Source organism: Streptomyces sp. NPDC000348, from assembly GCF_042898795.1.
GTDB lineage: Bacteria > Actinomycetota > Actinomycetes > Streptomycetales > Streptomycetaceae > Streptomyces.
Map to the genome: position 1 here is coordinate 238,317 of NZ_JBIAZD010000010.1, position 16,698 is coordinate 255,014.

The 16,698-nt window shown below is 73.4% G+C and carries 14 protein-coding genes; 5 read left to right on the top strand and 9 right to left on the bottom strand.

All coding sequences use genetic code 11. The features are described from left to right. Positions 1–65 precede the first annotated feature (65 nt). A complete protein-coding gene (locus tag ACFY3N_RS21540; protein WP_390818293.1) occupies positions 66–1,268 on the top strand; it encodes an amino acid deaminase/aldolase in 1,203 nt (400 codons plus the stop codon). A gap of 4 nt (positions 1,269–1,272) precedes the next feature. On the opposite strand, the gene ACFY3N_RS21545 is transcribed toward ACFY3N_RS21540, so the two are convergent. From ACFY3N_RS21545 to ACFY3N_RS21560, 4 genes are read right to left on the bottom strand one after another with little or no spacing between them, the layout of a single operon-like run. Beyond that, positions 1,273–2,172 carry a DUF2510 domain-containing protein gene (locus ACFY3N_RS21545; RefSeq protein WP_390818332.1) on the bottom strand — a complete coding sequence of 300 codons (900 nt, stop codon included), beginning with the start codon at positions 2,170–2,172 and terminating at the stop codon, positions 1,273–1,275. 27 nt (positions 2,173–2,199) lie between these two features. After that, a complete protein-coding gene (locus ACFY3N_RS21550) occupies positions 2,200–2,982 on the bottom strand; it encodes a 3-oxoacyl-ACP reductase (protein ID WP_390818294.1) in 783 nt (260 codons plus the stop codon). Positions 2,983–2,988: 6 nt separating this feature from the next. Then, positions 2,989–4,362, bottom strand: coding sequence for an aldehyde dehydrogenase family protein (locus ACFY3N_RS21555; RefSeq protein ID WP_390818295.1), 1,374 nt, complete (start codon positions 4,360–4,362; stop codon positions 2,989–2,991). A gap of 8 nt (positions 4,363–4,370) precedes the next feature. Next, complete coding sequence (locus ACFY3N_RS21560; RefSeq protein WP_390818296.1) at positions 4,371–5,741, bottom strand: glutamine synthetase family protein; 1,371 nt, start codon at positions 5,739–5,741, stop codon at positions 4,371–4,373. Positions 5,742–5,827: 86 nt separating this feature from the next. Here ACFY3N_RS21560 and ACFY3N_RS21565 point away from each other — a divergent pair, with 86 nt between their 5' ends. From ACFY3N_RS21565 to ACFY3N_RS21575, 3 genes are all read left to right on the top strand, one after another. Next, positions 5,828–6,562, top strand: a complete 735-nt coding sequence (locus ACFY3N_RS21565) for a FadR/GntR family transcriptional regulator (RefSeq protein WP_390818297.1) — start codon at positions 5,828–5,830, stop codon at positions 6,560–6,562. A 145-nt stretch (positions 6,563–6,707) separates the two neighbouring features. Continuing rightward, positions 6,708–8,153 carry an ethanolamine permease gene (gene eat / locus ACFY3N_RS21570; RefSeq protein ID WP_390818298.1) on the top strand — a complete coding sequence of 482 codons (1,446 nt, stop codon included), beginning with the start codon at positions 6,708–6,710 and terminating at the stop codon, positions 8,151–8,153. A gap of 22 nt (positions 8,154–8,175) precedes the next feature. Then, complete coding sequence (locus tag ACFY3N_RS21575; protein ID WP_390818299.1) at positions 8,176–8,937, top strand: gamma-glutamyl-gamma-aminobutyrate hydrolase family protein; 762 nt, start codon at positions 8,176–8,178, stop codon at positions 8,935–8,937. 45 nt (positions 8,938–8,982) lie between these two features. Here the strand turns inward: ACFY3N_RS21575 and ACFY3N_RS21580 are convergent, their stop codons facing one another. Beyond that, positions 8,983–9,924 carry a LysR family transcriptional regulator gene (locus ACFY3N_RS21580; protein WP_390818300.1) on the bottom strand — a complete coding sequence of 314 codons (942 nt, stop codon included), beginning with the start codon at positions 9,922–9,924 and terminating at the stop codon, positions 8,983–8,985. A 70-nt stretch (positions 9,925–9,994) separates the two neighbouring features. Here ACFY3N_RS21580 and ACFY3N_RS21585 point away from each other — a divergent pair, with 70 nt between their 5' ends. Beyond that, on the top strand, positions 9,995–11,161 hold the full coding sequence (locus ACFY3N_RS21585) for a TDT family transporter (RefSeq protein ID WP_390818301.1): 1,167 nt from the start codon (positions 9,995–9,997) through the stop codon (positions 11,159–11,161). On the opposite strand, the gene ACFY3N_RS21590 is transcribed toward ACFY3N_RS21585, so the two are convergent. The 4 genes from ACFY3N_RS21590 to ACFY3N_RS21605 form a co-directional block, all read right to left on the bottom strand. After that, the gene (locus ACFY3N_RS21590) at positions 11,088–11,816 is read right to left on the bottom strand and encodes a helical backbone metal receptor (protein ID WP_390818302.1); all 729 of its coding nucleotides are present in this window, start codon (positions 11,814–11,816) and stop codon (positions 11,088–11,090) included. The genes ACFY3N_RS21585 and ACFY3N_RS21590 overlap by 74 nt on opposite strands. Beyond that, positions 11,813–12,382, bottom strand: a complete 570-nt coding sequence (locus ACFY3N_RS21595) for a helix-turn-helix domain-containing protein (protein ID WP_390818303.1) — start codon at positions 12,380–12,382, stop codon at positions 11,813–11,815. The genes ACFY3N_RS21590 and ACFY3N_RS21595 overlap by 4 nt, the downstream gene beginning before the upstream one ends. A 406-nt stretch (positions 12,383–12,788) precedes the next feature. Next, positions 12,789–15,410 (bottom strand): ABC transporter permease/substrate binding protein, encoded by a 2,622-nt coding sequence (locus ACFY3N_RS21600; protein WP_390818304.1) that lies wholly within the window; start codon positions 15,408–15,410, stop codon positions 12,789–12,791. Then, positions 15,403–16,494, bottom strand: a complete 1,092-nt coding sequence (locus ACFY3N_RS21605) for a glycine betaine/L-proline ABC transporter ATP-binding protein (RefSeq protein WP_390818305.1) — start codon at positions 16,492–16,494, stop codon at positions 15,403–15,405. Before ACFY3N_RS21605 ends, ACFY3N_RS21600 begins: the two co-directional genes overlap by 8 nt. Between the last annotated feature and the right edge of the window lie 204 nt (positions 16,495–16,698).

Below are 16,698 nucleotides of genomic sequence, written 5' to 3' on the forward strand. Positions count from 1 at the left end.
GCGGCCGCGGCATCTGCCCGGAACATCCCCTACCGTGGGGTAATCCCGTCTGGCAGGCTGCGTCCATGACTGCGCGCGCCACCGATCGGGCCCGTTACGACAGGGCCACCGCCCACCTCGACGCCCCCTTCGCGATCGTGGACCTGGAGGCCTTCGACGCCAACGCCGACGACCTGGTCCGCAGGGCCGGCGGGAAACCCCTCCGGGTCGCGAGCAAGTCCGTACGCTGCCGCGCGCTGCTCGAACGGGTCCTCGCCCGGGAGGGTTTCGCGGGCGTCATGTCGTTCACGCTCGCCGAGTCCCTGTGGCTGGCCCGCTCCGGTTTCGACGACGTCCTGCTGGCCTACCCCTCCGCCGACCGCGCCCGCTACGCCGAGCTCGCCGCCGATCCCAAGCTGGCCGCCGCCGTCACGGTCATGGTCGACGATCCGGCGCAGCTGGACCTGATCGACGCCTCGCGCGCGGGCGGCGGTGAAGTGGTGCGCGTGTGCCTGGAGTTGGACACGTCCCTGAAGCTGCTGGGCGGGCGGGTGCGGATCGGCGCGCGGCGGTCCCCGCTGCACTCCCCCGACCGGGTCGCCGAGTTCGCGCGCGCGGTGGCCCGGCGCCCCGGGTTCGAGGTCGTCGGGATCATGGCGTACGAGGGTCATGTGGCCGGTGTCGGCGACGCGGTGGCCGGGCGGCCGCTGTGGTCGCGTGCGGTGCGGCTGATGCAGGCCGCCGCGCGCCGTGAACTCGCCGAGCGGCGGGCCGCGGTGGTGCGGGCGGTGCGGGAGGTCGTACCGGATCTGGAGTACGTCAACGGCGGGGGCACGGGCAGTGTGCAGCACACCGCCGCGGAGGACGCGGTCACCGAGATCGCGGCCGGATCGGGACTGTACGTGCCGCGCCTGTTCGACAACTACACGTCGTTCAGCGGGCGTCCGGCGGCCCTGTTCGCCCTGCCCGTCGTACGGCGGCCCGGTGTCGGCGTGGTGACGGTGCTGGGCGGGGGCTATCCGGCGTCCGGCGCGCCCGGCGCGGACCGGCTGCCGGTGCCGTATCTGCCCGAGGGGCTGCGGTACGACTCCCAGGAGGGGCCCGGCGAGGTGCAGACGCCGCTGCTCGGCTCGCCCGCCGACGACCTGCTGATCGGCGACACGGTGTGGTTCCGGCACGCCAAGGCGGGTGAGCTGTGCGAACGGTTCGACGCGCTGCACCTGGTGGAGGGCGACACGGTGACGGCGACCGTGCCGACGTACCGCGGCGAGGGCCGCACGTTCCTGTGACCGCTCAGTCCGCCGGGCCGATGCTGCTGCCGACGCCGCCGCCGGTGGCCGCGTCGGTGACCGGGCGGATGCCCTTGGTGATGCGGTCCATGTCGGCCGGGGGCGGGCCGTCCTCCCCGGCCTCGAAGACGTACCGGACGAGGACCGGGGACCCGGTGCCGACGCTGGACGGGAACACCAGCGACTGCACGTAACCGCCGGGCCCCTCGGCGGTGGTGACGCGCCAGCGCACGAAGTAGCCGGCGCGGCCCGCCACCGCGACCGGGCCGGACCTCACCACCTCGTGGGACTCCAGGCCGCCGTACGGGCGCCCGCCGACGATGTCCTCGTCGAAGGCCGCGTCGGCCGCCTCGGAGATGTCCGCCCTGGCGAGCGCCTCGGGCGAGGTCTCGTCGTTCCCGGTCACCGTGCGGGAGACGACGAGGCCGTGCCGGCAGACGCCGCCGTCGCCGGGGCAGTCGTGGGTGCCGTCGGTGGTCATGACCACGTCGTCCTGGGCCACGTTCTCGGGGCGGACCCAGCCGTCGAGGAGCGGGAAGGTGATCCCGTTGAGCTGGTCCTCGACGACGTCCGGGTCCTCCGCGGGCTCCCCGGACGCGGACGGTGACGGCGGCGGGGGCTCGGGGGCCGGCGTGCCGGCCGTCGGGCCGGTGCGGGGGCTCGGGGCGCCGTCCTCCCCGCCGAGGAACACCGCGCCGGTGACGACCGCCGCGACCAGCACGGCGCCGGCGGTGGTGAGGGCGATCGCCCCGGCGCGTCCGGTACCGCCCGTGCCGCCGCCGGACGGGGGCGGCGGCGCGGGAGCCGCGGGGGTGCGCCGGTGCCCGGTCCAGGCCGCGCCGTCCCACCAGCGCTCCAGGTGCGGGGCGCGCGGGTCGCGGTACCAGCCGGGCGGTGGCGTCATGCTCATCCGGGCACTGTAGGGCGAACGCTACAGCGGTGTGACGTACGCCCCCGAGATCCCGCCGTCCACCAGGAAGTCGGTGGCGTTGACGAAGGAGGAGTCGTCGCTGGCCAGGAAGGCGACGGCGGCGGCGATCTCCTCGGCCTCGGCGAACCGGCCGAGCGGGATGTGGACCAGGCGGCGGGCCGCGCGCTCGGGGTCCTTGGCGAACAGCTCCCGCAGCAGCGGGGTGTTGACCGGGCCGGGGCACAGGGCGTTGACGCGGATGCCCTCGCGGGCGAACTGCACGCCGAGCTCCCGGGACATGGCGAGGACGCCGCCCTTGGAGGCGGTGTACGAGATCTGGCTGGTGGCCGCCCCCATCCGGGCCACGAAGGACGCGGTGTTGATGATGGAGCCCCTGCCCTGGCGCCGCATGTAGGGGATGGCCGCCTTGCAGCACAGGTAGACGGAGGTGAGGTTGACCTCCTGGACGCGCTTCCAGGCGTCGAGGCCGGTCTCCAGGATGGAGTCGTCGTCGGGCGGGGAGATCCCCGCGTTGTTGAAGGCGACGTCGACGCTGCCGTAGGTGTCGTACGCGGTCCGGAAGAGCGCCTCGACCTGCTCGGGGTCGGTGACGTCGACGTGCACGAAGACGCCGCCGGTCTCCTCGGCGGCGGCCTTGCCGCGCGCCTCGTCCACGTCCCCGCAGACGAGGCGGGCGCCCTCGGAGGCGAGCCGGCGGGCCGTGGCGAGGCCGATGCCGCTGCCGGCTCCGGTGACGACGGCGGTGCGGCCGGCCAGGCGGCGGCAGATGTTCTCTTCGCTCATGTGCGGTCAGGCCTCCGTGCTGATGAAGACGTTCTTGGTTTCGGTGAAGGCGCTCAGCGCGTCCGGGCCGAGCTCGCGCCCGACGCCGGACTGCTTGAACCCGCCGAAGGGGGTCCAGTAGCGGACGCTGGAGTGGGAGTTGACGGACAGGTTGCCCGCGCGCACCCCCCGGGAGACGCGCAGGGCGCGGCCGACGTCCCGGGTCCAGACCGAGCCCGAGAGCCCGTAGTCGGTGGCGTTGGCCAGGCGTACGGCGTCGGCCTCGTCGTCGAAGGGGAGGACGACGGCGACGGGGCCGAAGACCTCCTCGACGGCCACGCGCGCGCGGGGGTCGACGCCGGTGAGGACGGTGGGCGGGAACCAGTGGCCGGGGCCCTCGGGGGCCTTGCCTCGGATGCCGTCGAGGTCGTCGGTGACGTAGGAGCGGACGCGGTCCAGCTGGGTGCGGGAGATCAGCGGGCCCATGTGGACGGTCTCGTCGGCCGGGTCGCCGACCCGGACCGCCTCGATCGCCGGGGCGAGGAGTTCCAGGAACCGGTCGTGCGCGGAGCGTTCGACGAGGATGCGGGTGCGGGCGCAGCAGTCCTGGCCGGCGTTGTCGAGGAAGGACATGGGGGCGGCGGCAGCGGCGGCCTCCAGGTCGGCGTCGGCGAAGACGATGTTGGGGCTCTTGCCGCCGAGTTCGAGGGTGACGCGCTTGAGGTGCGCCGCGCCCTTGGCCCACACCTGTTTGCCCACGGCCGTCGACCCGGTGAACACGATCTTGGCGACGCCGGGGTGTTCCACGAGGGCGCTCCCGGCGACGGGGCCGTGTCCGGGGAGCACCTGGAACAGGCCCTCGGGCAGTCCCGCCGCCAGAGCGAGCTCGGCCAGGCGCAGGGCGGTGAGGGGGGTGGTCTCGGCGGGTTTGAGGAGCACCGCGTTGCCGGCGGCGAGGGCGGGTGCGGTGCCCCAGGCCGCGATGGGCATCGGGAAGTTCCAGGGGGCGATGACGCCGACGACGCCGAGCGGTTCGAGGAAGGTGACGTCGACCCCGCCCGGGACCGGGATCTGGCGGCCGGTGAGGCGTTCCACTCCCCCGGCCGCGTAGTCGAGCAGGTCGCGGACGTTGCCGGCCTCCCAGCGGGCGTTGCCGAGGGTGTGACCGGCCTCGCGGACCTCCAGGCGGGCCAGTTCCTCGACGTGCTCGTCGACCGTGGCGGCGAACCGGCGCAGCAGCCGGGCCCGGTCACCGGGCGCGAGGGCGGCCCAGGCGGTCTGGGCGCGTGCGGCGCGCGCGACGGCCGCGTCGACGTCGGCGGCGGTCGCGGCCGGGACGGTGGCGATCACCTCCTCGGTCGCGGGGTTGTGCACCTGGAGCTCGGGGGGCTGGTCGGACAAGGAGGGCCTCACATGCGTTCGAAGGAGCGGCGCAGCTCCCAGTCGGTGACCGCGGCGTCGAAGGCGTCGATCTCGACGCGCGCCATGTTGCGGTAGTGCGCGACGACCTCGTCGCCGAAGGCCGCCTTGGCGATCGCGCTGTTCTCCCACAGCCCGGCGGCCTCGCGCAGGGTGGTGGGGACGTGCTCGAAGCCGGCGGTGTAGGCGTTGCCGGGGCAGGGGTCGGGCAGCTGGAGCTTCTGCTCGATGCCGTACAGCCCGGCGGCGACCATGCCGGCCACGGCGAGGTAGGGGTTGACGTCGCCGCCGGGCAGCCGGTTCTCGAACCGCAGGGAGCGGCCGTGACCGACCACGCGCAGGGCGCAGGTGCGGTTGTCGTGGCCCCAGGCGACGGCGGTCGGGGCGAAGGAGCCCGGCTGGAACCGCTTGTAGGAGTTGATGTGCGGGGCGTAGAGCAGGGAGAACTCGCGGAGCGCGGCGAGCTGCCCGGCGAGGAAGTGGCGCATGACCTCGGACATGGCGTCCGGCTCCTCCGCGGAGTCCGGCATGGCGCTGGCACCGCCCGGATCGGCGAGGGAGAGGTGGATGTGGCAGGAGTTGCCCTCGCGCTCGTCGTACTTGGCCATGAAGGTGATCGAGACGCCCTCCTGGGCGGCGATCTCCTTGGCGCCGGTCTTGTAGACCGCGTGCTGGTCGCAGGTGACCAGGGCCTCGTCGTAGCGGAAGACGATCTCGTGCTGGCCGGGGTTGCACTCGCCCTTGGCGGACTCGACGGTGAGTCCGGCGCCGGCCATCTCGTTGCGGATGCGGCGCAGCAGGGGCTCGACGCGGCCGGTGCCGAGCACCGAGTAGTCGACGTTGTACCGGTTGGCGGGGGTGAGCCCCCGGTAGCCGGCGTCCCAGGCCTGTTCGTAGGTGTCCTTGAAGACGATGAACTCCAGCTCGGTGCCGACCCGGGCGGTGTGGCCGAGTGCGGCGAGGCGGTCCAGCTGGCGGCGCAGGATCTGCCGGGGGGCGGCGGCGACCGGGGAGCCGTCGGCCCAGGCGAGGTCGGCGACGGCCATGGCGGTGCCCTCGTTCCAGGGCACCCGGCGCAGGGTGTCGAGGTCGGGGTACATGGCGAAGTCGCCGTAGCCGGTCTCCCAGGAGGACATGGCGTAGCCGTCGACGGTGTTCATGTCGGCGTCGACGGCGAGCAGGTAGTTGCAGCCCTCGGTGCCGTGCCGGAGCACCTCGTCGAGGAAGAAGCGCGCGGCGAACCGCTTGCCCTGGAGCCGCCCCTGCATGTCGGGGAAGGCCAGGACGACGGTGTCGATCTCACCGCCGGCGACGAGGGCGTGCAGCTCCTCGACGGAGAGCGGGGGTGTGCGGTCTGCCACGGGAGGGCCTCCTGGGGCTTCTTCGGTCACGCCGGGAGCCATAAGGTATGACCGAGGACCTTTGCTTGGGAAGGGGGCACGGCCGGATGCCACGGGAAGCGGCCGGCGCGGTCGGGGACCGCCTGGCGCCGGTGCTGCGGCAGGTCCGCGCGGGCAACGGCTTCGAGGAGGCGCTGGAGCAGATCCTCCAGGTGGTGCGGCTGGGCCTGGTGGCGGCCGGGGAGCGGCTGCCGGCCGAACGGGAGCTCGCGGAGCGGCTGGGGATCAGCCGGGTGACGCTGCGCGAGGTGCTGAAGGTGCTCCAGGACCAGGGGCTCGTGGAGTCGCGGCGCGGCCGGTACGGCGGAACGTTTGTGCTGCCCCGCCCGACGGACACCGGCGAGGAGGAGTTGCGGCGGCGGATCGCCGAGGTCGACATCGAGGACGTGCTGCGCTTCCGGGAGGTGCTGGAGGTGGGCGCGGCGGGGCTGTGCGCGGCGCACGGGCTCACGGAGGAGCAGGCGGCGCGGCTGCGCGGGGCGCTGTCCGGCACGCGGGAGGCACCGCTGACGGACTACCGGCGCCGGGACACGCTGTTCCACCTCACCCTGGCGGAGCTGTGCGGCTCGCCGACGCTGACCGCGCAGTACGCGGCGGTCCGGTCGACGGTGAACGACCTGCTGGACTGCATCCCGCTGCTGGTGCGCAACCTGGAGCACTCCCAGCGGCAGCACACGGCGCTGGTCGAGGCGGTGCTGGAGGGGGACGCGGACGGGGCGCGGGAGATGATGCGCGAGCACTGCGCGGGGACGGCGGCGCTGCTGCGGGGATTCCTGGCGTGAGGGCGTGACGCCACGCGGATGGTTTACCGCGGCTTAACGCACGGGGCTTGCGCTCGCGGCGTCCGCGCCACGAAGGTATGGGCCCACAAAGGTCCGGATCCGTTCCATTGCCCCCTGCCGTCGCCGCCCCCTGGGGAGTCGCCTTGTGAGCCCTCCGTCCGCGTCCCGTGAGCCCGCCGGTGAGGCGGACGAGTACCTCGAACGCAGGAAGCTGCGCCGCGGCAGCGCCGGCTGGCTGCTGCTGACCGGCCTCGGCGTCGCCTACGTGGTGTCCGGCGACTACTCGGGCTGGAACTTCGGCCTGGCCGAGGGCGGCTTCGGCGGCCTGGCGATCGCCATGGTGCTGATGGGCGCCATGTACACCTGCATGGTCTTCGCGCTGGCCGAGCTGTCGTCGGTCCTGCCCACGGCCGGCGGCGGCTACGGCTTCGCCCGCCGGGCGCTCGGGCCGTGGGGCGGGTTCCTCACCGGGACCGCGATCCTCATCGAGTACGTGCTCGCACCCGCCGCGATCTCCCTCTTCATCGGCGACTACGTCGAGTCGCTGGGCCTGTTCGGACTGGAGTCCGGCTGGCCGGTGTACCTGGCCTGCTTCGTGGTCTTCACCGGCATCCACCTGTGGGGCGTGGGCGAGGCGCTGCGCTTCAGCTTCGTCGTGACGGGCGTCGCGGTGGCGGCGCTGGTGGTGTTCGCGCTGGGGGCGCTGCCCGAGTTCGACGCCTCCTCGCTGGACGACATCCCGGTGGACCCCTCCGCGTTCGGCGCGAACTCCTGGCTGCCGATGGGGCTGCTGGGCATCTGGGCGGCGTTCCCGTTCGGCATGTGGTTCTTCCTGGGCGTGGAGGGCGTACCGCTGGCCGCCGAGGAGACCAGGGAACCGGCCCGTACGCTGCCGAGGGCGATCCTCTGGTCCATGGGCGTCCTGGTGGTGCTGGCCGTGGTGACCTTCTTCGCGGCGGCCGGTGCGCGGGGCTCGGCCGCGGTCCAGGACGCGGGCAACCCGCTGGTGGAGGCGCTCCAGCCGGACGGCGAGGCGACGGCGCTGAGCCGGACCGTGAACTACGCGGGTCTCGCGGGACTGGTCGCCTCGTTCTTCTCCCTGATCTACGCCGGTTCGCGCCAGCTGTTCGCGCTGTCCCGCGCTGGCTACCTGCCGAGGTTCCTGTCCCTCACCAGCAGCCGCAGGGCGCCGTACCTCGGTCTGCTCGTGCCCGGCGCGATCGGCTTCGCGCTGGCCGCCGGGACGGGCGACGGCGCGCGCATGCTGAACATCGCCGTCTTCGGCGCGACGATCTCGTACGCGCTGATGTCCCTCTCGCACATCGTGCTGCGCCGCCGGGAGCCGGAGCTGCCGCGGCCGTACCGCACGCCGGGCGGTGTGCTCACCTCGTCGGTGGCGCTGGTGCTGGCGTGCGCGGCGCTGGTGGCGACGTTCCTGGTGGACGTGACGGCGGCGTTCATCGCGCTGGCCGTGTACGTCGTGGCCGTGGCGTACTTCGGCCTGTACAGCCGCAGGCATCTGGTGGCGAAGGCGCCGGAGGAGGAATTCGCGGCGCTGGCGGCGGCCGAGGCGGAGTTGGCACGGGACTGAGAGCGAAAGGGAGGTGCCCGGAGTGTCGGCCAGGCCACTGATCGGCATCAGTACGTACGCGGAGTCCGGTGTGCGCTGGGGAGTGTGGCGACTGGACGCCGCGCTGCTGCCGGCCGGCTATCCGCGGCTGGTGCAGCGGGCGGGCGGACTGGCCGCGATGCTCCCGCCGGACGCGCCGGAGCGGGCGGCGGCGGCCGTGGCCCGGCTCGACGGCCTGGTCGTCGCGGGCGGCCCGGACGTGGAACCCGTCCACTACGGCGCCGAGCCCGACCCGCGCACCGGGCCGCCCGCCCGGGCCAGGGACGCCTGGGAACTCGCCCTGATCGGGGCGGCCCTGGAGCGCCGCGTCCCCCTGCTGGGCATCTGCCGGGGCATGCAGCTCCTCAACGTCGCCCTGGGCGGCACCCTCGTCCAGCACATCGACGGCCACGCGGAGGTGCCGGGCGTCTTCGGCCACCACCCGGTCGAACCGGTCCCCGGCACGCTCTACGCCGGCATCGCCCCGGAGCGGACCTCGGTACCCACCTACCACCACCAGTCGGTGGACCGCCTGGGCACCGGTCTGATCCCGTCGGCGTACGCGGAGGACGGCACGGTGGAGGCGATCGAGCTCCCGGGACCCACGTGGGTCCTGGGCGTCCAGTGGCACCCGGAGATGGCCGAGGACGTAGGCGTCATGCGTGCGCTGACCACCGCCGCCGCGCACCGCGGACTGCCCCCACCGCCGTACTCGTGCCCACCCGTGCCGCAGGGCGGCACGGGTGGGCACGACGGCGCCCGGTGAGCGCCGGGCCGCGCGACCCGCCCCCGCCCGGCCCCCGCACCGGGCTCACCCCCGCGTCAGCGACAGCAGATCCCGTGCCGGTCCCGTCGGCCGGTGCCCCGTGGGCCACACCGCGCGCAGATCGCGGGCGAGCGCGATCCCGTTCACCGGAATCCGCACCAGCCGCCGCATCGCCAGTTCCTCCCCCACCGCGAGCTCGCTCAGCACCGCCGGCCCCGCCCCGCCCACCGCCGCGGCCTTCACCGCGGTGGTCGAGGACAGCTCGATCAACGGCCGGGCCAGCCCCCCGAGCGCCGCGTCCAGCACCTGCCGCGTCCCCGACCCCTTCTCCCGCAGGATCAACGGCGTACTCGCCAGCTCCTCCGCCGTGATCGGCCGCCGCCGACGGGCCCAGGCGTGCGACGGCGCGGCCACCACGATCAGCCGGTCATGGGCGATCACCGCCGAGTCCAGCCCGCCCGGCACCGTGAGCCCTTCCACGAACCCCACGTCCGCCTCCCCCGACAGCAGCCGCTCCGCCACCGCCGCCGAGTTCCCGGCCAGCAGCGACACCGCCGTGTCCGGCCGGTCCGCGCGCAGCGCGAGCAGCCACCCCGGCAGCAGGTACTCGGCGATCGTCATGCTCGCGGCCACCCGCAGCCGCGAGTCCCTGCGGTCCCGCAGCGCCTGCGCGCCCGCGTCGAAGGCCTCCGCCGCCTCCACGATCCGCCGCGCCCAGTCGGTGACCAGCGCCCCCGCGTCCGTCAGCCGCGACCCGCGCGGCGACCGGTCGACCAGGGCCACGCCGAGCTGCCGTTCCATCGAGCGGACCCGGCTGCTGGCGGCGGGCTGGGTGATGCCCAGCTCCCGCGCCGCCCCGCCCAGACTCCCCAGCCGCGCCACCGCCAGCAACAGCTCCAGCGCCCCGAGGTCCGGCACCCGGTGAGCCAGGGACCCCGGGCTCACGGAGCGGTGCCCCGGCCGGTCGTGGTCATCGGTCATGCTCATAAGCCCAGCTTATGCCGCCATAGAGGGGTGCTCCCTGGTGGCGGCGCCCCGCCGGCCCGACCGTATGACCATGGTCACCGCAACCCGGCCCCTGCCACCCCTCCCCCGTGCCACCGCACGGCCCCCGCGTGCCGATGCCGTCCGTCACCTCGGACCCCACTGGTACTCCTGTGTGATGGGCACCGCCGTCGTCGCCGGAGCGGGCGCCGCGCTCCCGGTGCACGCGCCCGGCCTGCGGTCCGCGCTCACCGCCGTCTGGGCGCTGTCCCTCGCCCTCCTGACGGTCCTGCTCGCCGCCCGCGCCCTGCACTGGGCCCACCACCGCGACCGGGCCCGCGCCCACCTCCTCGACCCCGCCGTGGCCCCCTTCTACGGCTGCCTCTCCATGGCCCTGCTGGCCGTCGGCGGCGGCGCGCTCGGCCTCGGGCGGGACTGGATCGGGCTGCGCGCGGCCCTCGTCCTCGACGCCGTGCTGTTCACCGCCGGTACCGCCGTCGGGCTGGCCGCCGCCGTGGCCGTCCCGTACCTCATGGCCGTGCGCCACCGGGTGACGGCACAGGAGGTGACGCCCGTCTGGCTGCTGCCGCTGGTCGCGCCGATGGTGTCCGCCGCGCTCGGGCCCCGCCTGGTGCCGTACCTCCCGGCGGGCCAGCCCCGCGCGACCCTGCTGCTGGCCTGCTTCGCGCTGTTCGGGCTCAGCCTCCTCGCGACCCTGATGACGCTGCCGCTGGTCTTCGGCCGGCTGATCACCCGCGGTCCGCTGCCCCTCGCGCTCACCCCGACGCTGTTCCTGGTGCTCGGACCGCTCGGCCAGTCCACGACCGCCGTCGGCGCCTTCGCGGACGTCGCCCCGGGGGTCGTGCCGGCGCCGTACGACGAGGGCTTCCGCGTGTTCGCCGTCCTGTACGGGGTGCCCGTCACGGGCTTCGCGCTGCTGTGGCTCTGCCTCGCCGCCGCGCATGTCGTACGGGCATGGCGGCGGGGGATGCGCTTCGCGATGACGTGGTGGTCGTTCACGTTCCCGGTCGGCACCTGCGTCACCGGTGCCGAGGCGCTCGCCTCGCACACCGGACTGCTCGCCTACGACGTGACGGCGCTCGCCCTGTACGCGCTGCTGGCCGGCGCCTGGGTCACCGCCGCCGGGCACACGGCGCGCGGTCTGTTCAGCGGCGCGCTGCTCGCAGGGCCCGCCCCAGCACCGCCGGAGCGTCGGCCAGCGACGGCCCGTACCAGGTGAGGTGCCGGCCGTCGACGAGTGCGCAGGGCAGCCCGGGGAAGGCCTCCGGGCCGTCGTCGGCGGTGAAGCGGTAGGGCTCGTCGGGGAGCACGACGAGGTCCGGACCGGCCGCGCGCAGCGCGTCGAGCGGGAGGCGCGGATAGCGCTCCGGGTGGCTCGCGTACAGGTGGTCGACGCCGAGGCGGGACAGCAGGTCGCCCGCGAAGGTGTCCCGGCCCAGTACCGTCCAGGGCCGCCGCCAGACGGGCACGACCGCCGTCCGGCGCTCCGCGGGCGGGGGCTGCGCCGCCCAGACCGCCTCGGCCTCGTCCAGCCAGCGGGGACGGGTCCGCACCCCGCACGCCGTGAGCACCCGCTCCAGCTCGCCGAAGGCCCGGGGCAGCGTCCGCACCTCCGTCACCAGCACCTCGATGCCCGCCGCGCGCAGGGCCGCCAGGTCGGGCCCGCGGTTCTCCTCCTCGTTGGCGATCACCAGCTCGGGGGCGAGGGCGACGATCCGGTCCACCCGCGGGTTCTTCGTGCCGCCGACGCGTACGACGTCCAGCCCCGCCGGGTGCGTGCACCAGTCGGTGGCGCCGGCCAGGGAGCCGGGGGCGGAGAGCGCCACGGCCTCCGTCAGCGACGGGACGAGGGAGACGACCCTGACGGGGCTCATCGGCGGGGCTTGTCCCGCACCGCCTCGATGTGCTCGGCGACGGCGACGACCAGCAGCCGTGTCTCCGGGACCGTGGCCCGCCAGCGGTGCCGGACGCCTCCGGTGAGGTACAGGGTGTCGCCGCGGCCGAGACGGTACGCGCGGCCCTCCGCCTCGATCTCCACGGCGCCGTCCGCCACGTACATCAACTGGTCGTTGCGGAACTGGAGTTCACGGCCGGCGTCATGGTCGCCGGTGAATTCGGAGGCGTGCATCTGGTGGTGACCGCGCACCAGGGAGCGCACGTGCGGTTCCGCCCACGGCTCGGTGCCCCCGGCGCGGACGACGTCCACGCTGCATGCCGGGTCGGCAGCGGCGAGCAGCTCCACGGCGGTGGTGCGCAGGGCGTCGGCGACCTTCTCCAGGGAGCCCTGGCTGGGGCGCGCCCGCTCGTTCTCGATCTGGCTGAGGAACGGGACCGACAGGCCGCTGCGCTCGGCCACGACGGCGAGGGTGAGGTCCAGGGCACGGCGTCGCCGCCGCACGGCCGCGCCCACCCGCAGGGGCTGTTCCTTGTGGTCGCCCATCGCTCCGGCTCCCTCCTCCGCCGATCGTCCCGCACCCGTGCGCCGCGGACCCGGCGCGCTCCTCGTCGTGGGTTGTCTGCACCCTACGCATGTTCGGCACACCGTTTCAGGCGCCTGTCACGTCGCGGTCACACGCGACCGGCGCCGACCCGTCGGTTCACGCCAGTCGCCCTGCGGGCCCCTCGGTTCCTCCCGCGCACGACAAGGGGTGTTCCCGCCCATTGTTCCCCCTGCCCGGCGAAAGGTCACGAGGAGGTCCGGGGAGGACCGGGGAGGACGTCGCGCTGCGTGGTTGTCCGGATTTCCACCGTGTTCCCGCCCGGCTCCGGACATGCCCGAGGGGCGGGCCCGGCCGCACCGTCGGGTGCGGGTCCGGGCCCGCCCCTCGGGGCGGCCGGTACGGCGGTTACCGCGGGGTCATCCGCTCCACCATGTCCGGGTGCTCCTCCAGCCAGGCCGCGACGGCCTCCTCCTCGTGGCCCTGGCCGCGGTCCTTGATCTCCGCCTCCAGGGTGCCGAGCTCGTCCTCGCTCATCCGGAAGCCCTTGATCCACTCGGTGAGCTGCGGGTACCGCTCCGGGAACTCCTTGCTCGCGATGGTGCGGATCGTGTTGCCCTCGCCGAAGGCCTTCTTCGGGTCCTTCAGCTTCGTCAGCTCGTAGTCGCTGTACGCCCAGTGCGGCGACCAGAGCGTGACCGCGACGGGCTCCTTCTTGGCGTAGGCGCGCTTGAGCTCGGCCAGCATCGCCGGCGTGGAGCCGTCGACGACCTCGTACTCGTCCTCCAGGCCGTAGGCGGGCAGTACCTCGTTCTTGAGCAGCTGCATCTCACCGGTGCCCGGCTCGATGCCGACGATCCGCCCGTCGAAGAGGTCGGCCTTGCCCCTGAGGTCCTCCAGGGACGTGACGTCCTTGACGTACGAGGGGACGGCGATCTCCAGCGAGGTGGGCTCGTACCAGGTGCCCAGGTCGGTGAGTCCGTCCTTGCTCCTGTCCCAGTAGTTCTTCTGCGCGTGCGGCAGCCAGGCGTCGAAGTTGAGGTCGAGGTCGCCGGAGGCGAGGCCGGTGTAGACCGGGCCGACGTCCATCTGCTTGAGGTTCATCGTGTAGCCGCGCCGCTCGAGGACGTTCTTCCACAGGTGGGTGACGGCGACGTCCTCCTCCCAGGGGAACCAGGCCACGTCCAGCGGACGCTCCGCCTCGGCGGGGGTGTCGCCGGAGCCGGACCCGACCGGGGCCAGCTTGTCGACGACGCCCGGGTTCTCCTTCAGCCAGGCGCGGACGGCGTCCTGCTGCCTGCCCTTGCCGGCCTTGTTGATCTCGGCTTCCAGGCCGGTGAGTTCCTCCTCGGTCATCGAGAAGTCCTTCAGCCACTTCCCGACGAGCGGGTTGTCGCCGGCGAAGCCCTTGCGCGACACCGTGTGCACGCCGTCGCCCTTGCCCCAGCTGCCCTTGGGGTCCTCCAGCTTCTTCAGGTCGTAGTCGCTGTACGCCCAGTGCGGCGACCAGAGCGTGACGACGACCGGTTCCTTCTTGCTGTAGGCCCGCTTGAGCTCGGCCAGCATCGCCGGCGTGGAGCTGTCGACGACCTCGTACTCCTCGTCCAGGCCGTACTCCTCGAGGACCTTGTTCTTCAGCAGGCCCATCATGCCGGCGCCGGACTCGATGCCGGTGATCTCCCCGCCGAAGTCGGACGCCCTGCCCTTGAGGTCCTCCAGGCTGTCGACGTCCTCCATGTACGCCGGGACGGTCAGCTCCAGCGACGTCTCGCCGTACCAGGAGCCGAGGTCGTCGAGCTGCTCGCCGTACTTCTTCCAGTACGCCTCGTGGGTGGTGGGCAGCCAGGCGTCCGTCTGGAAGTCGACGTTGCCCTGTGCGAGGGCGGTGTAGAGCGGGCCGGCCTCGAACTGCTCGGCCTCGACCTCGAAGCCGCGCCGCTCCAGGATCTCCTTCCACAGGAAGGTGGAGGCGACGCCCTCGTCCCAGGGGATGTAGCCGATGGTGACCTTCTTGCCGTCGCCGACGTTCTCGCCGTCGGCGGTGGTGGTGCCGGAGCCGCCGGCGTTGCCGCCGAAGATCCCCATGCCGCCCGCGACCAGGGCGAGGACGATCACACCGACCACGGCGACCTGCGGGCGGGGCCGGTAGGACCAGATCCTCATCCCCCGGGCGGCGCGCGCCCTGGCGGCGGCGCGCCGGCCGAGCGGGGAGACCTGGGTGCCCAGGGCGCTGGTCATGCGGTCCAGATAGATCGCCAGGATGACGATGGCGATGCCGGACTCGGCGCCGAGACCGATGTTGAGCTGCCCGATGGCCTCGATGACCGCGCCGCCGAGTCCGCCGGTGCCGACCATGCCGGCGATCGCGGCCATGGACAGGCCCAGCATGATGACCTGGTTGACGCCCGCCATCACCGTGGGCAGCGCCAGCGGCAGCTGCACGCGCAGCAGGGTGTTGCGGGGCGTGGTGCCGAACGCCTCGGCCGCCTCGACCAGTTCCTTGTCGACCTGGCGGATGCCCAGCTCGGTCATGCGCACGCCCGGGGCGAGCGCGAAGATCAGGGTGGCGACGATGCCCGGGGCGGAGCCGGTCCCGAAGAACAGGATCGCCGGGATGAGGTAGATCATCGCGGGCAGCGTCTGCATGAAGTCCAGGACCGGCCGGACGACGGCGCCGACCCGGTCCGAGCGGGCCGCCCAGATGCCCACCGGCACCGCGATGACCAGCGCGATCACCGTGGCGACGATGACCAGCGCCAGCGTCACCATCGAGTCCTCCCACAGGCCGAGGGAGTCCAGGAAGGCGAAGCCGGCGAAGGTGAGGACACCGGCGAAGGTGCCGCGCAGCCAGAAGGCGACGACCGCGAAGATGCCGCAGAGGATCAGCGGCTCGGGGGCCTGGAGGACGGCGTTGACGCCGTCGTAGGCGCCGGTGAAGACGGCCTTGAAGAAGTCGAACAGCCAGGTGACGTTGGCGAGCAGCCAGTTGACGGCGCTGTTGACCCAGTCGCCGAGCGGAATCCTAGGCACGGGCCATCACCTTCCCGCCGTCCTTGTCCCGCGGGGTGTCGCAGACGCCGGGATCGGCCTCCTCGTCGCCGAGGAAGCCGACGAGGCGCCGCCGGGGCACGACCCCGACGAGTGCGTCCTCCCCGTCCAGCACCGCCACGGGGTGCGGTACGCGGGCGCTGATCGCACACAGGTCGGTGAACGGCGTGTCGGGCGTCGCGGTCTCGCAGCCGCAGTCGGCCTCGTCGCCGCGGACCTCGTGCTCCATCACGGCGCCGGCGGTGAGCACGCGGGAGCGGTCGACGTCCTGGGTGAAGGAGGCGACGTAGTCGTTGGCGGGGCGGATCAGGATGTCCTGCGCGGTGCCGATCTGCACGATGCGGCCGTCGCGCATCACCGCGATCCGGTCGCCCAGGCGCATGGCCTCGTTGAGGTCGTGGGTGATGAAGACGATCGTCTTCTTCAGGGTCTTCTGCAGTTCGAGCAGCTGGTCCTGCATGTCGCGGCGGATCAGCGGGTCCAGGGCGCTGAAGGACTCGTCCATCAGCAGCAGGTCGGCGTCGGTGGCGAGCGCGCGGGCGAGCCCCACGCGCTGCTGCATGCCGCCCGACAGTTCGTCGGGCCACGAGTTCTCCCAGCCGGCCAGGCCGCACAGGGCGAGCGCCTCGTCGGCGCGGCGTTCGCGCTCGGCGCGGGGCACGCCCTGCACTTCGAGTCCGTAGGCGGCGTTGTCACGGACGCTGCGGTGCGGGAAGAGCGCGAAGTGCTGGAAGACCATGCTGATCTTCTCGGAGCGGACCTTGCGCAGCTCCCGGTCGGGCAGCGCGGTCAGGTCCTGGCCGTCGAAGCGCACGTGTCCGGCGGTGGGCTCCAGCAGGCCGTTCAGCATCCGCAGCAGGGTGGACTTGCCGGAGCCCGACAGGCCCATGACGACGAAGATCTCGCCCGGCTCCACCGTGAACGAGGCGTCGATGACGGCGGCGGTGGTGCCGTCGGCGCGCAGCTCCTCCCGGTCGGTCTTCTTCTGGCGCAGTCGTTCGACCGCCTGGTCCGGTCGTCTGCCGAACACCTTGAACAGATGCTCGGCCTCAAGCCTGGATGACACGCGTACCTCTCGTCTCGACAGCACAGGACGGAAGCGGTGTCCGGCGGACGGCTCATGCGGTCCACGGCAGTTGAATCTGCAACCGGCATCGCTCCGGGGCCGCGCCTCCCCGGTTTCGCCCAGGGCAAACGTGCCCGTGTGACGCCTCACACAGATGCGCAGAACGCAACGCGTTGCGCAGGGCACACCGGCGCGCTTCCGCGG

Bases quoted from the DNA above. Each gene is read 5' to 3' on its own strand.
- ACFY3N_RS21540 (WP_390818293.1), top strand. From the start codon at position 66: ATGACTGCGCGCGCCACCGATCGGGCCCGTTACGACAGGGCCACCGCC.
- ACFY3N_RS21545 (WP_390818332.1), bottom strand. From the start codon at position 2,172: ATGACGCCACCGCCCGGCTGGTACCGCGACCCGCGCGCCCCGCACCTG.
- ACFY3N_RS21550 (WP_390818294.1), bottom strand. From the start codon at position 2,982: ATGAGCGAAGAGAACATCTGCCGCCGCCTGGCCGGCCGCACCGCCGTC.
- ACFY3N_RS21565 (WP_390818297.1), top strand. From the start codon at position 5,828: ATGCCACGGGAAGCGGCCGGCGCGGTCGGGGACCGCCTGGCGCCGGTG.
- ACFY3N_RS21580 (WP_390818300.1), bottom strand. From the start codon at position 9,924: ATGAGCATGACCGATGACCACGACCGGCCGGGGCACCGCTCCGTGAGC.
- ACFY3N_RS21585 (WP_390818301.1), top strand. From the start codon at position 9,995: ATGGTCACCGCAACCCGGCCCCTGCCACCCCTCCCCCGTGCCACCGCA.
- ACFY3N_RS21590 (WP_390818302.1), bottom strand. From the start codon at position 11,816: ATGAGCCCCGTCAGGGTCGTCTCCCTCGTCCCGTCGCTGACGGAGGCC.
- ACFY3N_RS21595 (WP_390818303.1), bottom strand. From the start codon at position 12,382: ATGGGCGACCACAAGGAACAGCCCCTGCGGGTGGGCGCGGCCGTGCGG.